This is a genomic window from Rubripirellula lacrimiformis (assembly GCF_007741535.1).
Lineage (GTDB): Bacteria > Planctomycetota > Planctomycetia > Pirellulales > Pirellulaceae > Rubripirellula > Rubripirellula lacrimiformis.
In genome coordinates this window covers 2,587,365-2,611,637 of record NZ_CP036525.1, presented here as the reverse complement: position 1 = coordinate 2,611,637, position 24,273 = coordinate 2,587,365, and the positions used below count along the sequence as shown (strand labels likewise).

At 56.0% G+C, this 24,273-nt stretch carries 20 protein-coding genes; 13 read left to right on the top strand and 7 right to left on the bottom strand.

Features of this window, described 5'->3' with window-relative positions:
- Positions 1-124 precede the first annotated feature (124 nt).
- The 5 genes from K227x_RS09225 (at position 125) to rplL (ending at position 4,385) form a co-directional block, all read left to right on the top strand.
- Positions 125-883, top strand: coding sequence for a uracil-DNA glycosylase family protein (locus tag K227x_RS09225; protein ID WP_145169246.1), 759 nt, complete (start codon positions 125-127; stop codon positions 881-883).
- Between the two features lie 80 nt (positions 884-963).
- On the top strand, positions 964-2,250 hold the full coding sequence (locus tag K227x_RS09220; RefSeq protein WP_145169245.1) for a hypothetical protein: 1,287 nt from the start codon (positions 964-966) through the stop codon (positions 2,248-2,250).
- A gap of 318 nt (positions 2,251-2,568) precedes the next feature.
- A complete protein-coding gene (gene rplA, locus K227x_RS09215; protein WP_145169244.1) occupies positions 2,569-3,246 on the top strand; it encodes a 50S ribosomal protein L1 in 678 nt (225 codons plus the stop codon).
- A gap of 138 nt (positions 3,247-3,384) precedes the next feature.
- Positions 3,385-3,909 (top strand): 50S ribosomal protein L10, encoded by a 525-nt coding sequence (gene rplJ, locus K227x_RS09210; protein ID WP_145169243.1) that lies wholly within the window; start codon positions 3,385-3,387, stop codon positions 3,907-3,909.
- 65 nt (positions 3,910-3,974) lie between these two features.
- Positions 3,975-4,385 (top strand): 50S ribosomal protein L7/L12, encoded by a 411-nt coding sequence (rplL, locus tag K227x_RS09205; RefSeq protein ID WP_145169242.1) that lies wholly within the window; start codon positions 3,975-3,977, stop codon positions 4,383-4,385.
- A gap of 47 nt (positions 4,386-4,432) precedes the next feature.
- Here rplL and K227x_RS30380 read toward each other — a convergent pair whose 3' ends face one another.
- Positions 4,433-4,633: a hypothetical protein gene (locus tag K227x_RS30380; protein ID WP_218933880.1), complete on the bottom strand. Its 201-nt coding sequence runs from the start codon at positions 4,631-4,633 to the stop codon at positions 4,433-4,435.
- 318 nt (positions 4,634-4,951) lie between these two features.
- Positions 4,952-5,770 carry a hypothetical protein gene (locus K227x_RS09195; protein ID WP_145169240.1) on the bottom strand — a complete coding sequence of 273 codons (819 nt, stop codon included), beginning with the start codon at positions 5,768-5,770 and terminating at the stop codon, positions 4,952-4,954.
- 244 nt (positions 5,771-6,014) lie between these two features.
- Here K227x_RS09195 and K227x_RS09190 point away from each other — a divergent pair, with 244 nt between their 5' ends.
- Positions 6,015-6,248 (top strand): Trm112 family protein, encoded by a 234-nt coding sequence (locus K227x_RS09190; RefSeq protein WP_246146689.1) that lies wholly within the window; start codon positions 6,015-6,017, stop codon positions 6,246-6,248.
- An 872-nt stretch (positions 6,249-7,120) separates the two neighbouring features.
- Here K227x_RS09190 and K227x_RS09185 read toward each other — a convergent pair.
- Both K227x_RS09185 and proC read right to left on the bottom strand, forming a co-directional pair.
- The gene (locus tag K227x_RS09185; protein WP_145169238.1) at positions 7,121-7,360 is read right to left on the bottom strand and encodes a hypothetical protein; all 240 of its coding nucleotides are present in this window, start codon (positions 7,358-7,360) and stop codon (positions 7,121-7,123) included.
- A 45-nt stretch (positions 7,361-7,405) separates the two neighbouring features.
- Positions 7,406-8,215 carry a pyrroline-5-carboxylate reductase gene (gene proC / locus K227x_RS09180; protein ID WP_246146688.1) on the bottom strand — a complete coding sequence of 270 codons (810 nt, stop codon included), beginning with the start codon at positions 8,213-8,215 and terminating at the stop codon, positions 7,406-7,408.
- A 259-nt stretch (positions 8,216-8,474) separates the two neighbouring features.
- On the opposite strand from proC, the gene argB reads away from it, so the two are divergent.
- From argB to K227x_RS09140, 7 genes are all read left to right on the top strand, one after another.
- Complete coding sequence (gene argB, locus K227x_RS09175) at positions 8,475-9,338, top strand: acetylglutamate kinase (RefSeq protein WP_145169237.1); 864 nt, start codon at positions 8,475-8,477, stop codon at positions 9,336-9,338.
- 177 nt (positions 9,339-9,515) lie between these two features.
- Complete coding sequence (locus tag K227x_RS09165; RefSeq protein ID WP_246146835.1) at positions 9,516-11,078, top strand: aminotransferase class III-fold pyridoxal phosphate-dependent enzyme; 1,563 nt, start codon at positions 9,516-9,518, stop codon at positions 11,076-11,078.
- 183 nt (positions 11,079-11,261) lie between these two features.
- Positions 11,262-12,197, top strand: a complete 936-nt coding sequence (gene argF, locus K227x_RS09160) for an ornithine carbamoyltransferase (protein WP_145169234.1) — start codon at positions 11,262-11,264, stop codon at positions 12,195-12,197.
- A 64-nt stretch (positions 12,198-12,261) separates the two neighbouring features.
- Positions 12,262-12,975 (top strand): ribonuclease PH, encoded by a 714-nt coding sequence (gene rph / locus K227x_RS09155; RefSeq protein ID WP_145169233.1) that lies wholly within the window; start codon positions 12,262-12,264, stop codon positions 12,973-12,975.
- Positions 12,976-13,059: 84 nt separating this feature from the next.
- A complete protein-coding gene (gene polA / locus K227x_RS09150; RefSeq protein WP_145169232.1) occupies positions 13,060-15,864 on the top strand; it encodes a DNA polymerase I in 2,805 nt (934 codons plus the stop codon).
- 89 nt (positions 15,865-15,953) lie between these two features.
- The gene (locus K227x_RS09145; protein ID WP_145169231.1) at positions 15,954-18,026 is read left to right on the top strand and encodes an AAA family ATPase; all 2,073 of its coding nucleotides are present in this window, start codon (positions 15,954-15,956) and stop codon (positions 18,024-18,026) included.
- Between the two features lie 3 nt (positions 18,027-18,029).
- Positions 18,030-19,508 carry a vWA domain-containing protein gene (locus tag K227x_RS09140; protein WP_145169230.1) on the top strand — a complete coding sequence of 493 codons (1,479 nt, stop codon included), beginning with the start codon at positions 18,030-18,032 and terminating at the stop codon, positions 19,506-19,508.
- Positions 19,509-19,570: 62 nt separating this feature from the next.
- Here the strand turns inward: K227x_RS09140 and K227x_RS09135 are convergent, their stop codons facing one another.
- From K227x_RS09135 to K227x_RS09125, 3 genes are all read right to left on the bottom strand, one after another.
- Positions 19,571-21,034 (bottom strand): IS4 family transposase, encoded by a 1,464-nt coding sequence (locus K227x_RS09135; protein ID WP_145169229.1) that lies wholly within the window; start codon positions 21,032-21,034, stop codon positions 19,571-19,573.
- 158 nt (positions 21,035-21,192) lie between these two features.
- Complete coding sequence (locus tag K227x_RS09130; protein WP_145167794.1) at positions 21,193-22,638, bottom strand: IS4 family transposase; 1,446 nt, start codon at positions 22,636-22,638, stop codon at positions 21,193-21,195.
- 158 nt (positions 22,639-22,796) lie between these two features.
- Positions 22,797-24,233, bottom strand: a complete 1,437-nt coding sequence (locus K227x_RS09125; protein ID WP_145169228.1) for an IS4 family transposase — start codon at positions 24,231-24,233, stop codon at positions 22,797-22,799.
- Positions 24,234-24,273: the final 40 nt, after the last annotated feature.

The following is a 24,273-nucleotide window of genomic DNA, read 5'->3' as shown; positions in this document are numbered from 1 at the left end:
ATCCTGTGCACCCATCCCCGCCACGCAGTGGCTCGCCATCGAAATCCCAATCGTTCGTCACGCCATCGTCGTTTCGCGTGCAGTTCGCTCCCCACCCAAAAAATTGCACGGACCACTCACTGCCATGCCTGTCCGACCCAAATCCAACGTCACCGGCGGAGTGCGAAAGAAGCTGATCGCGGCCGCCCGAAGGTTATCCAAGGACGTCGATGCGTTGTCGTTCGCCGATCCGGTTTCGCACGTCTACAACCCGCTGGACTACGCCTGGAAATCTCACCAAGCGTATCTGTCGAAGATCAACGATCAGGGCGTCCGCATCGTCTTGTTGGGCATGAATCCGGGGCCATGGGGGATGGCCCAAACCGGTGTGCCGTTCGGCGAAATCGCAGCGGCCCGCGACTGGATGGGAATCAACGAACCGGTCAAACATCCCGTCAACGAACACCCCAAACGACCGATCCAAGGGTTCGATTGCCCGCGCAGCGAAGTCAGCGGACGCCGTCTTTGGGGCCTATTTTCAGAGCGTTTCGAGAGTGCCGACGCGTTTTTCAGCGAACACTTTGTCGTCAACTATTGCCCGCTGGTGTTCATGGAATCGACGGCAAGAAACCGTACGCCCGACAAACTGCCGGCGTCCGAACGTGAACCGCTAGACGCTGCCTGCGATCGGCATTTGAAATCCGTCTTGAAAGCGGTGCAGCCCGAAATTGCGATTGGCGTGGGTGCCTATGCCGAGAAATGCTTGCAGCGAACGATCGCCGATATGCCCGATGAAATCGCGATCGCGCGTATCTTGCACCCCAGCCCGGCATCACCGGCTGCGAACAAAGATTGGGCCGGATCGGCGACCCAACAATTGATCGATGCGGGCGTTTGGAACTAGCCACGGCGGCGTTGCAATTACCGGTATAATGGATCGATCTTTTCGGCTTTGCCCCTTCTCGTAGACAAGAATTCCGTTCCATGATCGGCGATGATCTAGACGAGCTGTACAAGCTGCTGCGCGGCAGTCGGTCGGCGAACCCTGTCCTGGATGCGCGGGCGTTGGCCCAGGAAGGGCGTTTTACGGCAGCCCGAGAAAAGTTGATCGATGCGCGCGAATCGTACATGGAAAGCCGTTCGCGATTGATGAAACAAGATCCGGAGAAGCAATTCGCGGGGAAGGGCAAGGACGATGTTCGAAATCGAAAAGTCCTGGCACGCAAACAAGAGAAGACTCGAGAGATCCTGAAGTCGTTCGAAGAACTGATGCCGCGACTCGAGCGAATGGCCAAGCGCGAAGAAGCAGCCAAGATCCAAATCAACGAGGAACCTGTCCCCGCATCGGCCATCGAGAGCGACGATCATCTGGATGACTCCGCCGACGCAGTCGCATCGGATTCCGACGGAAACAACGACGCAGGTGGCGGCCCGGACAATGAATCAAACACCGCCGAAGACCCGTCATCGTCGGCACCCGTCATGCTGGCAACGGCGACCGACCTGTCCGAATCCTTCCTCGATTCGTTTGCATCCGGCACCGACGACCAACGCATGGACCTGATCAATGATCAGTTTGGGTTTCGCGAAGTCCTGTCAGACGACGACATCTATCCCACCGCCGTGTATTTCATTCGGACCGGCGATGACAGTTATTTGGTCCAGACATCGCTGACCGCTGCGTCGGACGACGCGATCGAAGCCAAGAACTTGGCCGACCCGCAGGCCCTGAAACCGTTCACTCGGAAAGGATTTGTCAAACTCGGCCAACAACGGATGATGGTCTTGTTGACCAAACAAGTCAGCCTTCTACCCCCAGGTTCCGACCACACCTCGGGCGGATCGGATCAGCGGGGCGATCACGATTCCGACGATATCGATTTCGATGATACCGACGGCCAACAAAACGTTTTGGACATGGGTGCCTTCGGCCAATTGATGAGCGCCGCTCAGAGGTCCGGTTTGGTCAGCAGCGCCGACCAGATCGGGCATGTTCGCGACCGCGAATTCCGATTGGGCAAATACGATCTGGCCTTTGCCGCGATCGACGCCCTGTATTCTCGATTCAATTCGGATGCCAACCAACGGACTCAGCAACTGGCTCGCGAAGAGATGGACATCTCGACAGGCAAGGTCAAGATTTCGCCAAAGGACCTACAGATCAAACGAACGCGTGATCGAATGCAAACTCAGGAGGTTGACCGCGCGAAACGGCGATTCCAAGTCGTGTTGGAGGGACTGCGGCGATTGACGGCCGGAGCCGACCAGTAGGAGCCGACCAGTAGGAGCCGACCAGATAGGGGCGGACCGGAACGTCGTTTGGATCGATTTCACGTCCGTCCTAGCCCAACGGACGGGCTGTGGAGGGTCAAAAACATAGAATCTGTGAAAATATCGTGCCGAAAGGGCTGATTGGCGTTGACGATCCAGCCAACGTTCGCCAAATTCTGCACTTCGCGAGCGAAAGCTTGTACGAAGTGGGAGACTTTGCCGCCATCGGCAGTGATTCGCTTGTCGTTTTAAACCGATAAGCCTCTGATGGGCCAGGTGATTTCGCCGAACCACCCGACCAACGAAAGTCGTGACCAGATGGGTAAAAAATCCAAGCGCTATCGCGCTTCGCTTGAAAAGCAACCAAAAGAAGCACTCCCGCTAAGCCAAGCGGTTGAGGCTTTGAAGAAATACGATTCGACCAAGTTCGACCAAACTGTCGAAGTCCACATGCGTTTGGGCGTCGACCCGAACCAAGCGGATCAAATCATCCGCGGTTCGCTGGTTCTGCCAAACGGCATCGGCAAGACACAACGTGTTGTCGTGTTCGCCAAAGGCGACGCAGCGAAGGCAGCCGAAGAAGCCGGTGCGGACGAAGTCGGACAAGACGACCTGGCCAAGAAGATCAAAGATGGCTGGACCGACTTCGATGTCTGTATCGCCGCTCCCGACATGATGGGCCTTGTTGGTCCCCTGGGACGCGTTCTCGGACCTCGCGGATTGATGCCCAGCCCACGTGCCGGAACCGTCACTCCCGACGTCGCCAAAGTGGTCGGCGAATACAAAGCTGGTAAAGTCGAATTCCGAAACGACAAGGGCGGCAACGTCCATGCGATGGTCGGAAAGATGAGCTTCGATTCAGAAAAGCTTGTCGAAAACATCAAAGCGTTTACCAATTTCATCGAAGGCCTCAAGCCTCAATCGGTCAAAGGGGCATACGTTCGGGGAGTTGCCATCTGTGCAACGATGAGCCCAAGCGTACGAGTGGCCGGGTAGACGAAGAACGGCCTAGAACAGGCGTCAGAGTCCCACGCCCAACCGGGCCGGGAACCGCGACACTGGGATTTCATCAGGCCATGCCTTTGTCCACTGCAAATTCAGACCGAAAACGATCCTGCGAAGTGAACCCAATCGATGAGTAAATACGTCAAAGAACTCGTGACTCGCGACATCAAGCGTCGGCTCGAAGGAGTCGAAGATGCTGTCCTGGTCAGCTGTGTGGGGATGGACGCCAACACGACCAACGAGCTTCGCGGCGAGTTGGAACAGAAGGACATCCACATGCTGGTTGTCAAAAACTCACTGGCCCGTCGGGCTAGCGAAGGAACCCAGTTGCATACTGCCTTCGAAGGGGCCTCTGGCCAAGTCGGAGTTTGCTGGGGTTCGTCAGACTTTGTTTCGCTTGTCAAAGAACTTGTCAAGCTAGACAAGGACAAAGAGAAGTACAACAAATTCGTCGCTGACAGCGGCGTGATGGATGGCGAAAAGCTGGACGCCGATGGGCTGAAGGCCGTCAGCAAATGGCCTAACCGCCAAGAACAAATTTCGATGCTGGTTGGTCAGATTCTTGGCCCTGGATCGCAACTATCCGGTGCAATGCTCGGACCGGGCAAGAAACTTAACAGCCAAATCAAGAAGAAGAGTGAAGGCGACGAATAGTCTTTGTCATCTAGCTGGTCTTCCATCCTTTATCAAACCACCAACTGTTTTTGAGGTATTTAGAAATGTCTGACGAAACCGCCGTCGTAGAAGTTAGCGCCGAAACCAAAGAAATGGGCGATAAGATCGCCGAACTGACTCTTAAGCAAGCCAAAGAGCTTAGCGACTACCTCAAGGATGCCTACGGCATCGAGCCCGCTGCGGGCGGTGGTGGTGTCATGATGGTCGCAGGCGACGGCGAAGGCGCCGCAGCTGCTGCCGAACAAACTGAATTCGACGTCATCCTGACCGGATTCGGCGACAAGAAGCTGAACGTCGTGAAGGTTGTTAAGAACCTGACCGGTGCTTCGCTGATGGAAGCCAAGAAGATGGTCGAAGGCTGCCCTGCAACACTGAAAGAAGCAGTGTCCAAGGAAGACGCCGAAAAGGTCAAAGCCGAAATCGAAGAAGCCGGTGGCTCCGTCGAACTGAAGTAGTTCGTCGCACTAGCGATTCTGATTCAAATGACATACCCCGCGGGTCGTTAGGCCAGCGGGGTTTTGTCGTTGATGGGCAGAAGAGTTGATTGACGCTGGGGTAGCGGATCGATCCCGGGGAACAGTTCGAGTTCGAGTTCGAGTTCGAGTTCGAGTTCGAGTTCGAGTTCGAGTTCGAGTTCGAGTTTAAGTTTAAGTTTGGGCAGTCGAACGAGGACAAGCTTCCTCACCGGCAGTCCGGCTGGCAACTTCAACTCGAACTTAAACTCGAACTCGAACTTCCCGCCACTGCTGGATCACCTGCCCCCCCCCCCTCGCATCACGCAGGGCCGCCAATCCGCGTGCGGCCAGGCATTGCCCACGTCGTCACGGACCCGCGGCGTCACGGTCTGTGTCTCACCACGGTGTTGAAGGGCCGCTAGGCTTATTTTCTCGTGGGGTGACCAAACCGAGGCTTCCGGTTGAACAGCCAAGTCAATCCACTGCCTGGAATCACCTCGCGACAGCACCCTCAACCGCCAAGCCTTCTAGCGTCATTACGCTAGAAGTTTGCTGCGATGCTGCGCTTACCGAAAGAACGGTAGGGTTGGTAGAGTGGCCACGCCGATGCCGCCCGCGTTTGGCGGCAATGCTTGACCATGGTATCCGGGACCCTGCGGAGTCAAATCGGTTGTCCCCATTCCGCTTTGGCCGATGGTCCGACGAGGCGGGTCACTGGTCATCCGGCCAACCGTCGATGCTGCGATCCGCGGTGCGGTGTAGCGTGCAACCATGGGAGCCGACTGGCCGATTGGTTGAACCTGTTCGTTGGCGTCCAGCGGGCGAAGCCGCGATGCGATGGCGTTGCTGATTCCGGGCGCGGACTGCTGGGCGGGAGCGACACGGCCGACCGCTTCGAAGTCGACTTTCTCTTCTCGCTGCATCCGAACGAACTGCTTGGGAACGTCGACCTTGCGTGTTTCGGGAACCCACTCGGTTCGCGTTTGTGTGCGATGAACGACTTCGTTGTGTGCTTCCCAGCGAGTCTGGGGAACGTGATGATAAGAAACCGAGGGTTGTTGGAACGGGTTCCAGCGGCCATTCAACCGAGGCTGCCAGGTGCTTTCAACGATCGGACGGTAGATCGTTCTGGACTCAGGTTTGGTCTCGGTGATGGTCTTCGGCGTGTAGACCGTTTCTTGGTGTGATTCGACCTTCGTTTCTACCACGGGTGTTTCGATGGTCTTGGCTACCTTGCGATACACAATCCCGGTGCTGGGATCCGTGTAAAATCCGTTGCCGGTTTGAGCCGAAGCCGGCTGAGAAACGACGAGCGTCGTTGCAATTGTCGCTGCCGCGAAAGTCATTCCACGGTCAACAACCAAAGATAAGATCCGAGCTTTCATGGCAATCCTTCGCCTAGTACTACGGACAAGCGGTTGTAAGACTGGCAACGAACCGCTTCGTTTTCACAAACAGCCGCATCCTGCGACTCTCGCGATCGCGAAGCCGGTTCACACACTCCAATTCGAGCGTCTGCCCCGATGTCGGTGCGCAGTTTGACCGCGCCCCGAAGCCTCACCAAAAATTTCGGCTATTTCCGCACAACCAACTGAGACAAAATACGTGATTGCCCCAAAATTGCTTTCCATGTTGCGCTGCCCGATCGACGGCAGCCAGCTTCATTTAGTCGACGATTCACTGGTCAAACGCATCAACGAAGCCATCGAAAAGGGCGAACTCCGGGACCGCCAGGACCAGAAGATTTCCGATCCGATCGACGGGGGGTTAACCACCCAGAGAGGAAACCAGATCTACCCTGTTCGGGGCAGCATCCCGACCCTAGTGGCCGATGCCGCGTTCCAGTTTGAAAACGGAGGGTAAGCAAAGTAGGCCGGATCAAGGAGCGGAGCGACGCAGGTCCGGCAATCAAGCACTCCTGGACAACGCCTCGCTCGGCCTAACCGTCATCGCGGCAAACACCCCATGGATCTCACCTGATCCCCTACGCCAGCGATCACGCCAAAGCACGACCAGTACGCGAAACAGTGATCCGACGCCGGCAGCAACGCTGGGCCGAACGCAACGCAGCATTTCGCAGCGGAAGTCGCAACCCGAAGTGCAAGCGAGAAACTCACAACCCGGCGAGTAAGCGAGCGGATCAGTCAAATCCCCACGCGTAAGCGAGCGAGCGAATCACAACCCGAAGCGTAAGCGAGTGAATCAGCCACAACCCGACGCAGAAGCGAGCGAGAAAATCACAACCCGAAGCGTAAGCGAGTGGATCAGCCAAATTCCAACGAGTAAGCGAGCGAGAAAATCACAACCCGAAGCGTGAGCGAGCGGATCATTCAAATCCCGCCGCCTAAGCGAGCGAGAAAATCACATCCCGCCGCAGAAGCGAGCGAGCGAATCACAACCCGAAGTGGATCAGTCGAATCCCTCGCTTACGCGTCTGGCTACGAAATCACCTGGCCGATTGCCGCGGTTCTTGGGTGACGAAACCGAGGCTATCGCCTAACGGCTCACAAGACCGACGAACCGTCAAGACTTTCGGGGATCCCAAGACCCCGGGCCGAAACTCTTGGCGAGTTGCGCTACGAAAACCGCCGAAAACGTGGAGGACGAATGCTTCGCTGCGATCGCCAAACGGCCAATCACCCGAATGATTGCGGGCTGACCGCTTCGCCTTCTGGGGTTCACCGACAGTGAATCGCAAGGGACGCAGCGGCGTGAAACACCGATGCAGCTGGTCGCTACATCCAATCGCCGCCCTCTTCACCGCGAGGATCGCTGCACCATTTCGCCAGCGCCGAAATCACTTCATCTCGCTCGTTCGCACCGGTCCATAGCGAGTCATCGACGTCCAGCCGGACCTCGTAGTCGCCTTCGTGCATGCAATCCGGTTCGCCACAAAAGTGCGGCACATCGGCCACCCAAACGATCCGATATAGCGGAACGTGCTTGTCATCGATTCGGATTAGCGGTGAATCCATGGTTGCTTTCAGCGAAAAAGTTGGAAAATCGTATCCGCCCTGAAATCAACCACCTAGTTCGCGACTTCGGTTGGCGGCGGCAGCGACAGCCTCGATGACTGCCGATCGGAACCCATTGTGTTCTAGGGTCGCCAAAGCGGCAATGGTCGTACCTCCGGGGCTGGCCACCGAATCTTTCAATTCACCGGGGTGTCGCCCTGTTTCCGCGACCATTTTGGCGGCCCCCATCACGGTTTGGGTCGCCAATTGCATCGCCAAAGGTCTTGGCAGACCTGCTTTGACTCCGCCGTCGGCCATCGCTTCGATCATCAAAAACACATAGGCTGGGCCTGATCCGCTGACTCCGGTGACGGCATCCATTTGCTTTTCCAGCACTTTGACTGAAATGCCGACGGCGCCCAACATGGCTTCGACGATCGCAATATCCGCATCGGGAAAGCCTTCGGGGACACAGTACCCACAGGCCCCCAGCCCCACCAAACAGGGCGTATTGGGCATGACGCGTACCACCCGTTCATGGCCGATCCATTGGCCAAGCGACCCCAGACTGACACCCGCCGCAACAGACATCACCAGTTTTTTGTTCCAGAAACGGCCCTTTTGCTTGGCAACGCTTTCCATTCCATGCGGTTTAACAGCTAACAGGACGACATCGCTGTCACTGACCGCGGCGGGCAGATCGGTGATCACCACCTCGGGATGGTTTGTAGCCCACCACTGCTTGCTGGCGGGATTGCGGTCGACCAGCCGGACATGATCGCCTTGAACCACGTCGGCGGCCAACATGCCGCTGACGAGTGCTCGGCCCATTTGGCCTCCGCCGATGACCGCCAAATTGATTGCTTCACTCATCATTTGCCTTTTCGACGGACATGCCGCCATTTTCGTCCTCAATTGACCCTGCCTTACGGCGGCTCTAAATTGATCGGTTTTTCCCATCCCGAACACCCCCGCAAAATCGCCGGGAATTTCCAGCGTCCATTTCGAACGTCCGCGCTGCCCACCGCGGCACATATCGCTGGATGTCAGCTATTCCTTTCCAACTCTGTTCGATCCATTACTTATGCCTGCACCTGCTAGCTCGTTAACGCCCCCACCGCCCGGAGACTTCGACATGCAAGAAGCCATTGGCAAAGCCAACACGTTGATCGAAGCAATGGGCTGGATCCGCCGTTTTCGCGGCAAGACCACCGTTATCAAATTGGGTGGCAGCCTGCTGGATGACGAACACGCCCTGATGCACATCCTGTTGGACGTGATTTTCATGGAATCGGTGGGGATGAAACCGGTGATCGTTCACGGCGGTGGCAAAGCCATCAATCGGGCGTTGGCCAAATCGGGTATCGAACCCAACTTCATTCGCGGACGAAGATACACCGACCAAGCGACCCTGGATGTAGTGTCGCGAGTGTTGGCCGGCGAACTGAACGTGTTCCTGACCGAAGAAATGGAACGGTTAGGCGGCCGCGCCATGAACCTTTCTTTCGATACGACCAATGTATTGTTCGGCGAGAAACTCCCGACACCCGATGACGAAGATCTGGGGTTTGTCGGTCATGTCACGCGAGTGGACCGTAGCGTCATCGAAGGCCTTTCGTACACCGACCAAGTTCCGGTGATCCCGTCGATGTGTGCCGGCGAAGACGGCCAACGTTACAACGTCAACGCTGACACCGCAGCGATGGCCGTGGCACAGGCATTGGGCGCCGAAAAACTAGTCTTCCTGTCGGACGTCAACGGCGTGCGAATGGACAAAGATGATCCCAAAACCATCATCCATTCGTTGTCCGCCGCCGAAGCGAGACAACTGATTGCCGATGGCGTGATCGCGGGCGGTATGATCCCTAAGGTCGAAGCATGCCTAGAAACGCTGGGCCGCGGCGTACGAAAGGTGCACATCGTGGACGGATCCATCCGACACTCATTGCTGCTAGAAATTTTCACGACCAGCGGCGTCGGCACCGAAATTAACCAATGACACCGTCACCGCAGGCGTCCCACAGACCGATGCCAAACGCGGTGACACCCATCCCAGCCTGATCGTGATTCCGGTTGATCGTTTTGATCCGATGAAACGCAATTCATCGGATTCACTTTTCTTCGTCCTTCTGTGCCATTCGCCCCTTTTCGAACGGAAGCAACCTCGGTGAGCGAAATGAACGAACACGACGATCCCGACCCGATGCCGAATTTTGATTCCGAATTCGTCGAGTTCGACGACGATGGTTCCGTCAAACCGATTCCGCACCGGTCCGTGGAACCGGCAGCCGCCGACGATTCGCAGCAACCATGGCGGGACGAATCGCCGGACGGTGAACAGGATGATGACGACGAAGAAGAACAGGATGATGACGAGGGTGACGACGAAGAAGAGGACGAGGACGACAGTGTCGACGCCGACGATGAGTTGCCGGCACCAGCATCCGAGATCCCTGTCGATTCGGCCTCACAGTCGGACTCGGCCAATCACGACTCGCCACCGCTAGACACCGCTGCCGCCTACATCGAACCGGTCGCACCGGTACCGCCACCGGTTCGCCCCGCATACACCGGCGATCCCGAGGGACTGTGCCGCGCCGACAGCGAAGGGCTGTTGATCATCGACGCGATGGCCGGTCGCACATCGGTTTTCGGCTTCGGATTTGCTCCGATCGCGACCGCCATGCAGTTGGCCAGCAGCGTCTATCAGGGCGATGTCTTTGCCGAACGTTACCCCAGCCCTGGATCCGTTTCGGCCCAACGGGCTGGCGATCCCCAGCGATCGGATTTGGCAGACGCGTTGTCCGCCATCATGACAACGGGCATCCAAGCGACATCGACTTGGTTGCTGCCGTCGGCGGACCATGCGATCGAACAGGCCATCGCCATCGCCCGCTTTCGCACAGCGGGAGAAAGGTATCGAACCATCGCCATCGTCGGCAGTGACCATGGTCGCACCGGCCTGTGCCGAACCGCCAGCGGCATCCCCGAACTGCACGACCAGTTCGGCCCGATGATGGCCGGATTCGCACACGCACCGGGTGGAAACCTAGCCGCGATCGAATCGATGATTGACGAACACACCGGATCGGTGCTGATATCGCCCATCAACTTTGCCGCGGCCGCATCGTCTTACGAACCGGAATTCTGGCAGGGGTTGCGCAAACTTTGCGACGACAAAGACCTGTTGCTGATCGTGGATGAAACGGCGTTGGTTTTCGGCGCCGCTGGTACGCCACTGACACTTTCATCGATCGCCGAAATCGAGGCGGATGTGGCGGTCCTGGCGGCCGGACTCTTCGGAGGACTGCCCGGCGGGATCGTCATCGCCAACGATCGGGCGCATCCGGTCGCGGTGACAGACACCGATCGCTATCGGATGATCGGTGATGTCGCGACGCAGACCTTGGAATCGATCCGACAGTCCGGTGTGATCGATCGAATCGCCGACGAAGCCCGCGACTTTGCCGTCGAATTGGCCGAATCGGTTTCGCAGTTCGAATTCCTCCGCGATATCCATGCCACGGGAATGACCATCGGAATCGAGACCGATTTGCCATCGGACGAACTGGTTCCGATGGGACAACGACACGGTTTGCGAGTCGAAGCGGCGGGAGACCAAGCGATTCGGCTGCAACCACCGCTGGTGCTGGCGGACAGCGATCGGCAACGTTTGTTGCAATCGATTGCCGATATGATGTTGGACTTGGAACGATCGACTGTTGCGATGACCAGCTAAGGATCGCGTGAGAAAAAAGCGTCAGCCTCCTTTTGCCGGGAACCGCCCCACCGGGTGCTTCGCACAAAAGGGATCGAACACCTGTTTTCCGCTCAGTCCTAAGAACAACCACTCCGTTTATAAATGCAACCTGGACAGCCGACGCAGCGGCGTCGCTATTCATCAGTAACGCAGGGAAATTTGATGCAACACCTCCTGACCCTATTCGAAGTCACTCCGGATGACGTCCGACGAATCCTGAAAACCTCGCTGCACCTGAAACAGCGTTTGGCTGCTGGGGATCGTCCCGCCGTCTTGGAACGTCAGATGGTGGCGTTGTTGTTTGAAAAACCCAGTTTGCGAACTCGCGTTAGTTTCGAAACCGGCATGGCACAACTGGGCGGATCCAGTCTGTTCCTAGGTGACGACGTTGGTTGGGGCAAACGGGAATCCCCGAGCGACTTCACGCACGTGTTGGGCGAATTCGTGGACCTGGTCGTCTGCCGCGCCAAAGCACACGACCGTGCCGAGCAACTGGCCAGTTTCAATGCTGTGCCGGTGATCAACGGGCTGACCGACCTGTGTCACCCCTGCCAAGCTTTGGCCGACGTGTTGACGATCGAAGAATCGCTGGGCAACCTGACTGGAAAACATGTTGTGTTCGTCGGCGATGGGAACAACGTGGCGCAGTCATTGGCGTTGATCTGCGCCATGCTAGACATGCGGTTCACGTTGGCCTGTCCCGATGGATACGAAATGGACGCCGGCTGGATGGATCTTGTCGCCAAGGCCTACCCCAAGGCTGCGATTGAAACCGTGCGTGACCCAATGGTGGCCGTCGCTTCAGCCGATGCGATCTACACCGACGTTTGGACCAGCATGGGACAAGAAGCCGAGTCGGCCATTCGCCGAGAGGCGTTTGCCAACTATCAAGTCAACGAAAAGTTGATGGCCGCGGCGCCTTCGCATACACGGCTGCTGCACTGTTTGCCCGCGATCCGTGGCGAAGAAATCACGGACGCGGTGATCGACAGCGACCAAAGTGATGTGATTCGCCAAGCCGGCAACCGCATGCACGCTCAAAAGGGCCTGATGGTCTGGCTGTTGAATCGTGCTTGGATCGACCAGAACGTCAGCTGATCCGACTGCGTCGTCTAAAAACTTTCCCCGTTCATCCCCTACACCACTTCACGATCGTTCCTTTATGCGTCCCGCCGACCAACTTCGCGATGTTCAAATTGAAACCGGATACCTGCAATCCAATCCGGCCAGCGTGCTGTACCGATGCGGGCAAACCATCGTGCTGTGCACCGCATCGATCGAAGCGAAGGTTCCGCCGTGGTTGGAAGGCAAGGGTAAGGGCTGGGTCACCGCGGAATACAACATGTTGCCCGGCAGCACCAGTCCGCGAAAACGACGTGATCGCGATGGCAAGGTGGACGGACGAACCACGGAAATCCAGCGTCTGATCGGCCGCAGCCTGCGCTCGGTTGTCGACCTAAAAGCCCTAGGCGAAAACATGATCACTGTCGACTGCGACGTGCTGCAGGCCGACGGTGGAACCCGTACTGCATCGATCACAGGTGGTTTCATCGCGTTGGCCAAAGCGATCGAAATCGCGGTACCTGGATACCGGTTCAGCGACGGTGCCGCCGGCGGACCTTTGACCGATAGTGTTGCTGCGATCAGCGTTGGGCTGATCGACGGCGAAGTCAAACTGGACCTGGACTACCCGCTGGATGTTGCTGCCGACGTTGACATGAACGTGGTCATGACCGGGAAGGGGCGGTTTGTAGAAATCCAAGGCACCGGGGAAGAAGCCACCTTCGATGACAACGAACTTTCTGAACTGCTGCGACTGGCAAAGCAGGGCATCGTCGATCTAACGGCCCAACAGCATGCCGCGCTGACCGATTAGCGGGCTGGTGATTGTGTACGCCGTCTGGTTGCTTATCCGATCGGCCTTGTCCTTCGCTCGATCTCTTCCTCTCGTGACCACACCATGGCTGACCACAGCGGCGAATTGTTTCCCGAAACCAAAAAACTGTTCCTGTTGGACGGAATGGCGTTGTTCTACCGCGCCCATTTCGCGTTGGTGCGAAGCCCCCGAATGACCTCCGCTGGTCTCTGCACATCCGGTGTGTTCGGGATGGCCAACACGGTGATGGATATTCTGTCGCGTGAATCACCCACCCACATCGCAGTCGCCTTCGACACGTCCGAACCGACTCAGCGACACATCGATTACGAACTGTACAAGGCTCAGCGCGACGCCATGCCCGAGGACATGGCCCAACAGATTCCTTGGATCGATCGACTATTCGATGCGATGAACATTCCATCGATCCGGATGCCGGGATTCGAAGCCGACGACATCATCGGCACCTTGGCCCACCGTGCAGGCAGCGAAGACTATCGCACCTTCATGGTCACGCCCGACAAGGACTATCACCAGTTGGTCACTGAAGATGCGTTGATCTACAAACCCGGGCGGAAGGGCAGCGAGTCCGAGATCATCGGTGTCCCCGAAGTCTTGGCCAAATGGGAAATTCAGCGCGTCGACCAAGTCATCGACATCCTGGGGTTGATGGGTGACGCCAGCGACAACATTCCCGGCATCCCCGGAATCGGCCCCAAGACCGCCCAGAAACTGATTGCCCAATACGGCAGTATCGAAAACCTGTTGGAACATGCCAGCGAACTGAAAGGCAAACAGCGCGAGCGGGTCGAAGAAAATGCGGACATGGCCCGACTTAGCAAGAAACTGGTCACGATCCTGCTGGACGTCCCGGTCGAAGCCGACTTGGCCTCGTTCGCCTGCCGTGCATACGACACCGAAAAGATGAAGACTCTGTTCATGGAACTGGAGTTCGATTCGCTGGGCAAAAAGCTGTTCGGCAAATCGTTTTCTTCCGCTGCCAACCGTGCTCAAGTCATCCGTGAAAAGCGCGAAACCGAAATCCAGGCTTCGCTGTTCGACGAACCTGTCGAAGAAAAAACGATTCACGATGTCGCACACCAATACCACACCATCACGACGCCCGACCAGCGCCGCGAACTGATCGAACAACTGAAACAACAGCCCCAGATTTGTTTCGACACAGAAACCACGGGGCTGGATCCGCGCGAAGCCACGCCGCTTGGCATGTCGTTCAGCTTCCAACCGCACGAAGCTTACTATGTCGTTTGCCCCGATGATCTGGAATCGGCGCAAGCGGTGCTGAATGAATTCCGACCGATCTTCGAAGACGATTCGATCACCAAGATTGGCCACAACCTGAAATACGATCTGACGCTGTTGAAGTGGAACGGCATCGATGTTCGAGGGGACCTTTTCGACACGATGCTGGCCCATTCGATGAAGGAACCCGAGATGCGGCACGGCTTGGATTACCTTGCCAAACTGTACCTCGGGTACAAGCCGATCCCGACCAAGGATCTGATCGGTGAAAAGGGACCCGACCAGAAAAACATGCGTGACGTCCCCCTAGACGCTTTGTCCCAATACGCCTGCGAAGATGCCGACGTGACTTGGCGAGTCGCCCTGGCACTGCGGCCTGATATCGAAGCCCGTGGTGTCAGCAAGGTCTGTTACGAAGTCGAGTGCCCACTGATCCCGGTGCTGGTCGACATGGAACGCGAAGGCATCCGATTGGACACCGAAGCGTTGGCAATCTTTTCTAAGAAACTTGATACCGAAATCGAAAGCCTGCACGGACAGATCATTGCCGCCGCCGGTCATGACTTTAATATCGATTCGCCAAAACAACTTGGCATCGTGCTGTACGAAGAACTAGAAGTCGAAGCCAACCCCAAGAAAACGGCCACCGGACAATACTCGACTCGCGAATCCGAACTGGAACGATTGTCGGCCCGACACCCGATCATCGCGGACGTGTTGGAGTATCGAAACGCTAGAAAACTGCGTTCGACCTACGTCGACCAGCTACCCGCGGCCGTCAATCCAAAGACCGGCCACCTGCACACCCATTACAGCCAATCGTGGACCGCAACCGGGCGGATGCAGTCGAACGATCCGAACCTGCAAACGATTCCGGTACGCAAGGAACGTGGCCGTGATATTCGGGCTGCGTTTGTGCCACGCGATGACGACCACTTGATCCTAAGCGCCGACTATTCGCAAATCGAACTCCGCGTGATGGCCCAGCTCAGCGGCGACGCTGGCATGTTGGAAGCGTTCCAGTCCGGCGAAGACATCCACACCGTCACCGCGTCGAAGGTTTACAAAACGGACATCGCCGACGTCACACGTGAAATGCGAGACAAGGCCAAGACCGTCAACTTTGGGATCATCTACGGGATTTCCGCGTTCGGGCTACAGCAACGACTGAACATCCCGCGATCCGAAGCGGGCGAATTGATCCAGAACTACTTTGAAAAGTATCCGGGCGTCCAAGAATACATCGATCGGACGATCGCATTTGCAAAAGAACACGGTTACGTCGCAACCCAAACCGGCCGCCGACGATACCTGCGCGACATCAATTCCAAGAGCCGAACCGTGGTCGCCGCGGCGGAACGGCTAGCGATGAACAGCCCCATCCAGGGCACCGCTGCCGACATGCTAAAACTGGCCATGATCCGGGTGCACAAGGCACTTCGCGAAGGCGGATTCCAGACCAAGATGGTCTTAACGGTCCATGACGAAATCGTTTTCGATATGTTGCGCAGCGAACAAGACACCGTCATGCCGGTCATCGAAGAGGCCATGAAAACGACGCTCCCGATGACGGTTCCGATCGTCGTAGAAATGGGCGTCGGCCGCAATTGGCTAGAAGCCCACTAAGCGGCAACCGATCAAACACCGCACTGGCTTGGCACATTACGATAGGGACAACGCGAACCACTTCTTGCCTGCCGCAGGGATCCTGTAATTTGCCACCGCCCGATTGGAACTGGCTGCCAACGCCGCGATCCGAAATTCTTCCGGTCATTGCATCCGCACTGGACCAGCGGTTCGTCTACGCCGGCGAGATCGCGGACCTGATCTCGGCAGCTTTCTACGAACCCTGCAACCTGCTGTTGTGGGGACCAGGCGGGCACGGCAAGAGCGAGATGGTGTTGTCGGCTTTGCATGCGCTGGGTCTGACCAGTGACGAGATCTACATTCAATCCTTTGGCGAAGGGATGAGCGAAGATCGACTTTGGGGCGGTCCCGACATGGCGTCGCTGGACACTTGCCTGCGGTACGACACGTCGCATTCGTTCTTAGCACCGCAGTACAAAGCCGTCATCTTTGAAGAAATTTTCGACGCGCCCGCCCAATCGTTGCTGCCCCTGAAAGATGTGCTGACCCGGCGTGTCTTCGTCAACGGAGGCGAGCGAGTGGCGTTGAACGCCAAGGTGGTGATCGCGTGCACGAACAAAGACCCACGCGAATTCAGCGACGGAAACGATGCGGTCCTGGCTCTGCTAGAACGGTTCTTGCTGCAAAAGGAAGTTCGCTGGCCAGCCTATGAAGCAAAGAACTACGCCGAACTGTTTGCCAAGACTCGCCCCTCGGCAACCGAGGGCGGACGCGAACTTCACCAGCGTCTAGCCGCGGTCATCGCCGGACTGAACGAAACCAAAACGTTCATCATGTCACCGCGAATGGCGTTGCAGTCGCTGGAAGTCGTTGCCAGCAGCGCTCGCGCCCGTGGCGACGATCGCGTTACATCGCCCGCGTTCCACAACATCCGTTTCGTCCAAGGGATGCAGTCCTATACCGCCGACCTTGACCGCAAGATCGATCGGCACCTACCCAGCGAACCCGATTTCCGAATCCAACTTGGCGACGGCGACTTTGCCAACACCGGCGACGGACCACTGCGTCAACCGCGCCATCTGATTCCGAAACTAGTGGCATCCACTCTGCAGCCGAAATTCATTCACTGTGATGAAATCGTTCGCGTGCTAACCCTGGCCTTCATCCAGCCCTGCAATGTGCTGCTGTGGGGACCGGGCGGGCACGGCAAAAGCGACATGGTGATGACGGCGCTGAAAGCGATGGGGTATGCCGAAGAAGAAATCTTCCTGCAGTCCTTTGGCGAAGGGATGAGCGAAGATCGGCTATGGGGCGGCCCGAACATTGCCAAACTGGACGTGTGCCTGGAATACGACACGGACCGATCTTTCTTGCCCTACGAAGTCGTGATCCTGGAAGAAATCCTAGACGCTTCGTCCCAGGCGCTGCTGCCGCTGAAAGATGTCTTGACGCGCAAAACGTTCATGAACGGCAGCAACCCGGTGGCCATGAAGTCCAAGGTGATCATCGCCTGCACGAACAAAGACCCGCGACAATTCGCCAAAGACAGTGATGCGGTAAAGGCGCTTCTGGAACGTTTCCCGCTGCAACTGGAGGTCCGTTGGCCTTCGTATGAACAAGCCGATTATGAAGCGTTGTTTGGCAAGGCCAACCCAGGCGCCAGTTCTGATAAACGCAAACTGCATCGCATCTACGCGCACGTGATCGCGAACCTAAACGAAGATCGCGAAAATGGATTCCACGTCTCCCCACGAATCGCACTTGGCGGATTGCGATTGGCCGGCAATAGCGTTGGTCGGCACGGGCGTAAGAAAATGATTGTCGAAGACATTCTGACGATCCGAAATGTCCAAGGAATGGAATCCTACAAACGCGACATCGAAGGTCTGATTCGATCGGCGCTCTTGGAAGGCGGGATCGAAGTCCTGCTTAGCGACATCGACCAGCGTGCCGAACGGTTGCGTGGCAAGATGGAAGACATCAACGAAATGTTTGCCGCTGGCCGACAGGTCGAAGCCAACCGCCGCGGTGAAGTCAACGATGTCGCCATCGACGCGATGCTGGAACTGATGAGCAGCATGGATCGTCTGAAACACGAACTGAACATGCTAGAAATCGCCGACCCCAAACTGCAGGCATGGCAACGCGCAACCACTGCTCGCGTGCGAGAGATTGCCGCAGAGATCGAAGCGGGCACCTAAACGATGACGACAACACGAGTCGATCGACGTCTGCGCGACTTCATTCGTTTCCACACTCATGTGACGCAGCCGGAAACCAGCGAACGCCGGCAACAGATCAACACCAACGAAGTGATCCGCAAACTCGACTTGATCGGGATGCAGCACTTGCCGTTACCGATCATCTGGGACGGTGTGCACTTGATCGACGAAGGCAAGGTGGCCAGCAAGACCGAGATTACTCGGCGGACAAGGCTGACCTACCGGATGCGAATGTGGCCACCGACACGCTGGCTGGACGACTATTTCGACTGGTCCGTCCGTGATGCCGATTGGTATTTCCAATTGGCAAACCTGCTGCGGGAAATCAACTTTGACCAGATCAAAGGACGCACCGACATCGACCGGGCGATCGCCAATGTCGCCGTCATCGCCACCGCGAAACGATCCCTGGTTCTGGGAATCCCCGTCGATGCATTGGTTCAACAAATCAATTGGGCGTTGGAAGAGGTCGGTCAACTGGAAGCCGACGAGGTCGAACTGCTGGAATGTCTTCCGGCCGAACACCTGCTGAAACCGACGGACCAGATGGACATCGAACAGATGAGCAAGGATCGTGGGATCCCATCGATCCAGTTGGTCGAGACGATCGACACGCGAGGCCGGATTGCATCGCTGTTGAGCGGATGTTTCGGAGGGATGCGAAAGGAAACCGCCGAAAAAGAGATCCACCCGCTCGCGATTCGCCGGCTGAATGTCGCCTCACGCATGCTGGCCGAACCCAGTCTGGAAGCGCTGGCACGAGTGTCGCGGATTGCAAACGAATACGTTGCGTTCCGACCGCGTTTCGAAAAGAAGATGATCCCCGCAGCCGACGGCGATCAGACTCGGATGCGGATGATGCAGTCTTTTGACGAGCTGCCCAAAATGGCCCCCTCGGCCTGGGCGATCAAAGTCGCATCATCCAAATACTTTCGCTACCGCTTGGCAACGAAAAGTTTCATGGTCCGCGAGAAGATCAAACGGAGTGATCGGAAGCAATTGTTTTATGCCATGCTGGACCGCAGCAAGTCGATGCAGCAGGGCGAACGGATATACAAGCTGCTAGCGATTTTGATGAATCGGCTGCGAGCGGTGGGGCGACGCGAAGCCATTCTGGGCTACAGTTTTTTTGACTCGCAGGTACACCCCGAAGTCATGGTGACCGAAGTCGACCAAGTGCGAGAAGAAATCCGCAAGTTGACGTACGAGTTCTTTGTAGGCGACGACACCGACATCAACCTAGCCATCCGCGAGGGCATCGGTCGAATCCAAGCCATCGTAACGGACACTCAAGCCGAGCGTCCCGAACTGATCATCGTGACCGACGGCGACCATGGCATCAACGTGCAGGCCAAGGAACTCAAGGGAATCATCCTGCACGTCTTCATCGTCGAAGAAGTCAACGACGACCTCATGAAACTAGCAATCGAAACCGGCGGCGTCGCCTTGCAAGAACTGTAGACGAAGCAGTCGCAAGTCGCAGAAGAACAGGCCCCCTCACCCAACGCCGTTAAGGAAATTTTTCATGCTGCATTTGAGAGGTCCAGTGTAGCTTTGGCAAGCTTCTGTTGCTCTGCGGTGGCGAGTTCAATTGTGGGTGGGCCGGTCCGGGGTTCCTCTTTTCGGCGTGGGTAGTTGCGACTTTTCTTTTTACTTGCGCGGTCGTATGTATCCGTCAACGCACCGGCCAAGAGACTCCGAAGCGATTCGCCCCGCGCGGGTATCTCGTTGGGGCAGTGCAGGATGTTTTGCAATATTCGTAACACCATCGCGACGCTCGTTTGAGCCGCCGGTTCGATCCGATCGATTTGTTCGCGAAGCGCCAGTAACTGCGCCATCCAAAGACCGACAAGCGACCAGGTTAACTCGTGCTCGACGACATCCGGCGTTCGCCCGAGCAGTTTCGAACGACCGTAAGTTTGCTTTAAGGATCGGAATTGCACTTCGATTCCCCAGCGTTTTCGATAAATTTCCCCAGCACGCGAATCACTTAACTTGCGTGAGTTCAATTCGTTGGTGACGAGATAGACTTCGCCACGTCCGTCGTGAAAGCGAAGTAGCCGAAGGACCAACGGCGGCTGCTTGCGTTGCTGTTTTTCTTTCGGCCAGCAGTACACGATGCCATCACGTTCGCGAACCCGTCCAAGTTGCTTCAGGAAGCGACAATTGCTTCCGACACGCGTCAGGAAGTGATGGCCGTGGCTGTCGATCGCGTTCCAAAAGTCGTAGCCGACGAAACCAGCATCACCGCAGATGAGCGTGTTTTTCGGTAGGTCTAAAGCATTCAGCATTTCCAACAGATGGGCTCGTTCGCTGGAATAACTCGGTCCGATTTTCCATGCCCATGGCAATCGCTGTCCGACATGCCACAGTAGCGTAAGCCAGACTTGAGGACCGACGGGCTGCGGATTGTAGTTCTTCTTTTTGCTCACCGGTTTTCGTTTGTTGGCGTGTCGACCACGCTTGTTCTTCTTGTTCTTCTTGTTCTTCTTGTTCTTCTTGTTCTTCTTCGATCCCCTTTTGTTCTTTGGCTTGCAGAACCGCTTCTCGTTGGCCAGGGTTCGGCAAGCATCCAAGCGGGAACCGTCGACGGCCAACACCAACCAAATCCCAATGCGAAAACTTGCTTGATCTGTCTTCTCCATCAAATGATGCATTCGTTGGACCAGTGGCGGAAGGATTTGCTCGGTGTACTTCTGCAGTGCAGTGATCAGCGTCTGATACGAATGAATCCCGGTCGTACCGAATAAGCTCTCGACACTTTTGATCGCGTCTTTGGTGGATTCGACGAGCAATGATTGACTACTCCAAACCCATAGAATTGCGACCTGCATCAAGTGAGTCGGCACCCAATTGGCATTGCCGTGAACACGAACCTTTGCGAATAATTGGTCGTTGGCGATCCAGCGAATCGCTTTGGCCAGCTGTTCACCTTGAGTCATTGATTGCTTCTGTTTCGAAGCAGCATCCTTGCCACTGTTACTCATAGCCAGGCTCCTTTTCTTTCGACGATGTAGTCGAGGATTTTGGGGGGAGCCTGGCTTATTTCATTTATGGCCCTCCAAAAGCTATCCTGGTTACCTAATTCACTCGAAAAATTTCCTTAACGGCGTTGCCCCTCACCCAACGCCGTTAAGGAAATTTTTCATGCTGCATTTGAGAGGTCCAGTGTAGCTTTGGCAAGCTTCTGTTGCTCTGCGGTGGCGAGTTCAATTGTGGGTGGGCCGGTCCGGGGTTCCTCTTTTCGGCGTGGGTAGTTGCGACTTTTCTTTTTACTTGCGCGGTCGTATGTATCCGTCAACGCACCGGCCAAGAGACTCCGAAGCGATTCGCCCCGCGCGGGTATCTCGTTGGGGCAGTGCAGGATGTTTTGCAATATTCGTAACACCATCGCGACGCTCGTTTGAGCCGCCGGTTCGATCCGATCGATTTGTTCGCGAAGCGCAAGTAACTGCGCCATCCAAAGACCGACAAGCGACCAGGTTAACTCGTGCTCGACGACATCCGGCGTTCGCCCGAGCAGTTTCGAACGACCGTAAGTTTGCTTTAAGGATCGGAATTGCACTTCGATTCCCCAGCGTTTTCGATAAATTTCCCCAGCACGCGAATCACTTAACTTGCGTAAGTTCAATTCGTTGGTGACGAGATAGACTTCGCCACGTCCGTCGTGAAAGCGAAGTAGCCGAAGGACCAACGGCGGCTGCTTGCGTTGCTGTTTTTCTTTCGGCCAGCAGTACACGATGCCATCACGTTCGCGAACCCGTCCAAGTTGCTTCAGGAAGCGACAATTGCTTCCGACACGCGTCAGGAAGTGATGGCCGTGGCTGTCGATCGCGTTCCAAAAGTCGTAGCCGACGAAACCAGCATCACCGCAGATGAGCGTGTTTTTCGGTAGGTCTAAAGCATTCAGCATTTCCAACAGATGGGCTCGTTCGCTGGAATAACTCGGTCCGATTTTCCATGCCCATGGCAATCGCTGTCCGACATGCCACAGTAGCGTAAGCCAGACTTGAGGACCGACGGGCTGCGGATTGTAGTTCTTCTTTTTGCTCACCGGTTTTCGTTTGTTGGCGTGTCGACCACGCTTGTTCTTCTTGTTCTTCTTGTTCTTCTTCGATCCCCTTTTGTTCTTTGGCTTGCAGAACCGCTTCTCGTTGGCCAGGGTTCGGCAAGCATCCAAGCGGGAACCGTCGACGGCCAACACCAACCAAATCCCAATGCGAAAACTTGCTTGATCTGTCTTCTCCATCAAATGATGCATTCGTTGGACCAGTGGCGGAAGGATTTGCTCGGTGTACTTCTGCAGTGCAGTGATCAGCGTCTGATACGAATGAATCCCGGTCGTACCGAATAAGCTCTCGACACTTTTGATCGCGTCTTTGGTGGATTCGACGAGCAATGATTGACTACTCCAAACCCATAGAATTGCGACCTGCATCAAGTGAGTCGGCACCCAATTGGCATTGCCGTGAACACGAACCTTTGCGAATAATTGGTCGTTGGCGATCCAGCGAATCGCTTTGGCCAGCTGTTCACCTTGAGTCATTGATTGCTTCTGTTTCGAAGCAGCATCCTTGCCACTGTTACTCATAGCCAGGCTCCTTTTCTTTCGACGATGTAGTCGAGGATTTTGGGGGGAGCCTGGCTTATTTCATTTATGGCCCTCCAAAAGCTATCCTGGTTACCTAATTCACTCGAAAAATTTCCTTAACGGCGTTGGGTGAGGGGCAACGCCGTTAAGGAAATTTTTCATGCTGCATTTGAGAGGTCCAGTGTAGCTTTGGCAAGCTTCTGTTGCTCTGCGGTGGCGAGTTCAATTGTGGGTGGGCCGGTCCGGGGTTCCTCTTTTCGGCGTGGGTAGTTGCGACTTTTCTTTTTACTTGCGCGGTCGTATGTATCCGTCAACGCACCGGCCAAGAGACTCCGAAGCGATTCGCCCCGCGCGGGTATCTCGTTGGGGCAGTGCAGGATGTTTTGCAATATTCGTAACACCATCGCGACGCTCGTTTGAGCCGCCGGTTCGATCCGATCGATTTGTTCGCGAAGCGCCAGTAACTGCGCCATCCAAAGACCGACAAGCGACCAGGTTAACTCGTGCTCGACGACATCCGGCGTTCGCCCGAGCAGTTTCGAACGACCGTAAGTTTGCTTTAAGGATCGGAATTGCACTTCGATTCCCCAGCGTTTTCGATAAATTTCCCCAGCACGCGAATCACTTAACTTGCGTGAGTTCAATTCGTTGGTGACGAGATAGACTTCGCCACGTCCGTCGTGAAAGCGAAGTAGCCGAAGGACCAACGGCGGCTGCTTGCGTTGCTGTTTTTCTTTCGGCCAGCAGTACACGATGCCATCACGTTCGCGAACCCGTCCAAGTTGCTTCAGGAAGCGACAATTGCTTCCGACACGCGTCAGGAAGTGATGGCCGTGGCTGTCGATCGCGTTCCAAAAGTCGTAGCCGACGAAACCAGCATCACCGCAGATGAGCGTGTTTTTCGGTAGGTCTAAAGCATTCAGCATTTCCAACAGATGGGCTCGTTCGCTGGAATAACTCGGTCCGATTTTCCATGCCCATGGCAATCGTTGTCCGACATGCCACAGTAGCGTAAGCCAGACTTGAGGACCGACGGGCTGCGGATTGTAGTTCTTCTTTTTGCTCACCGGTTTTCGTTTGTTGGCGTGTCGACCACGCTTGTTCTTCTTGTTCTTCTTCGATCCCCTTTTGTTCTTTGGCTTGCAGAACCGCTTCTCGTTGGCCAGGGTTCGGCAAGCATCCAAGCGGGAACCGTCGACGGCCAACACCAACCAAATCCCGATGCGAAAACTTGCTTGATCTGTCTTCTCCATCAAATGATGCATTCGTTGGACCAGTGGCGGAAGGATTTGCTCGGTGTACTTCTGCAGTGCAGTGATCAGCGTCTGATACGAATGAATCCCGGTCGTACCGAATAAGCTCTCGACACTTTTGATCGCGTCTTTGGTGGATTCGACGAGCAATGATTGACTACTCCAAACCCATAGAATTGCGACCTGCATCAAGTGAGTCGGCACCCAATTGGCATTGCCGTGAACACGAACCTTTGCGAATAATTGGTCGTTGGCGATCCAGCGAATCGCTTTGGCCAGCTGTTCACCTTGAGTCATTGATTGCTTCTGTTTCGAAGCAGCATCCTTGCCACTGTTACTCATAGCCAGGCTCCTTTTCTTTCGACGGTGTAGTCGAGGATTT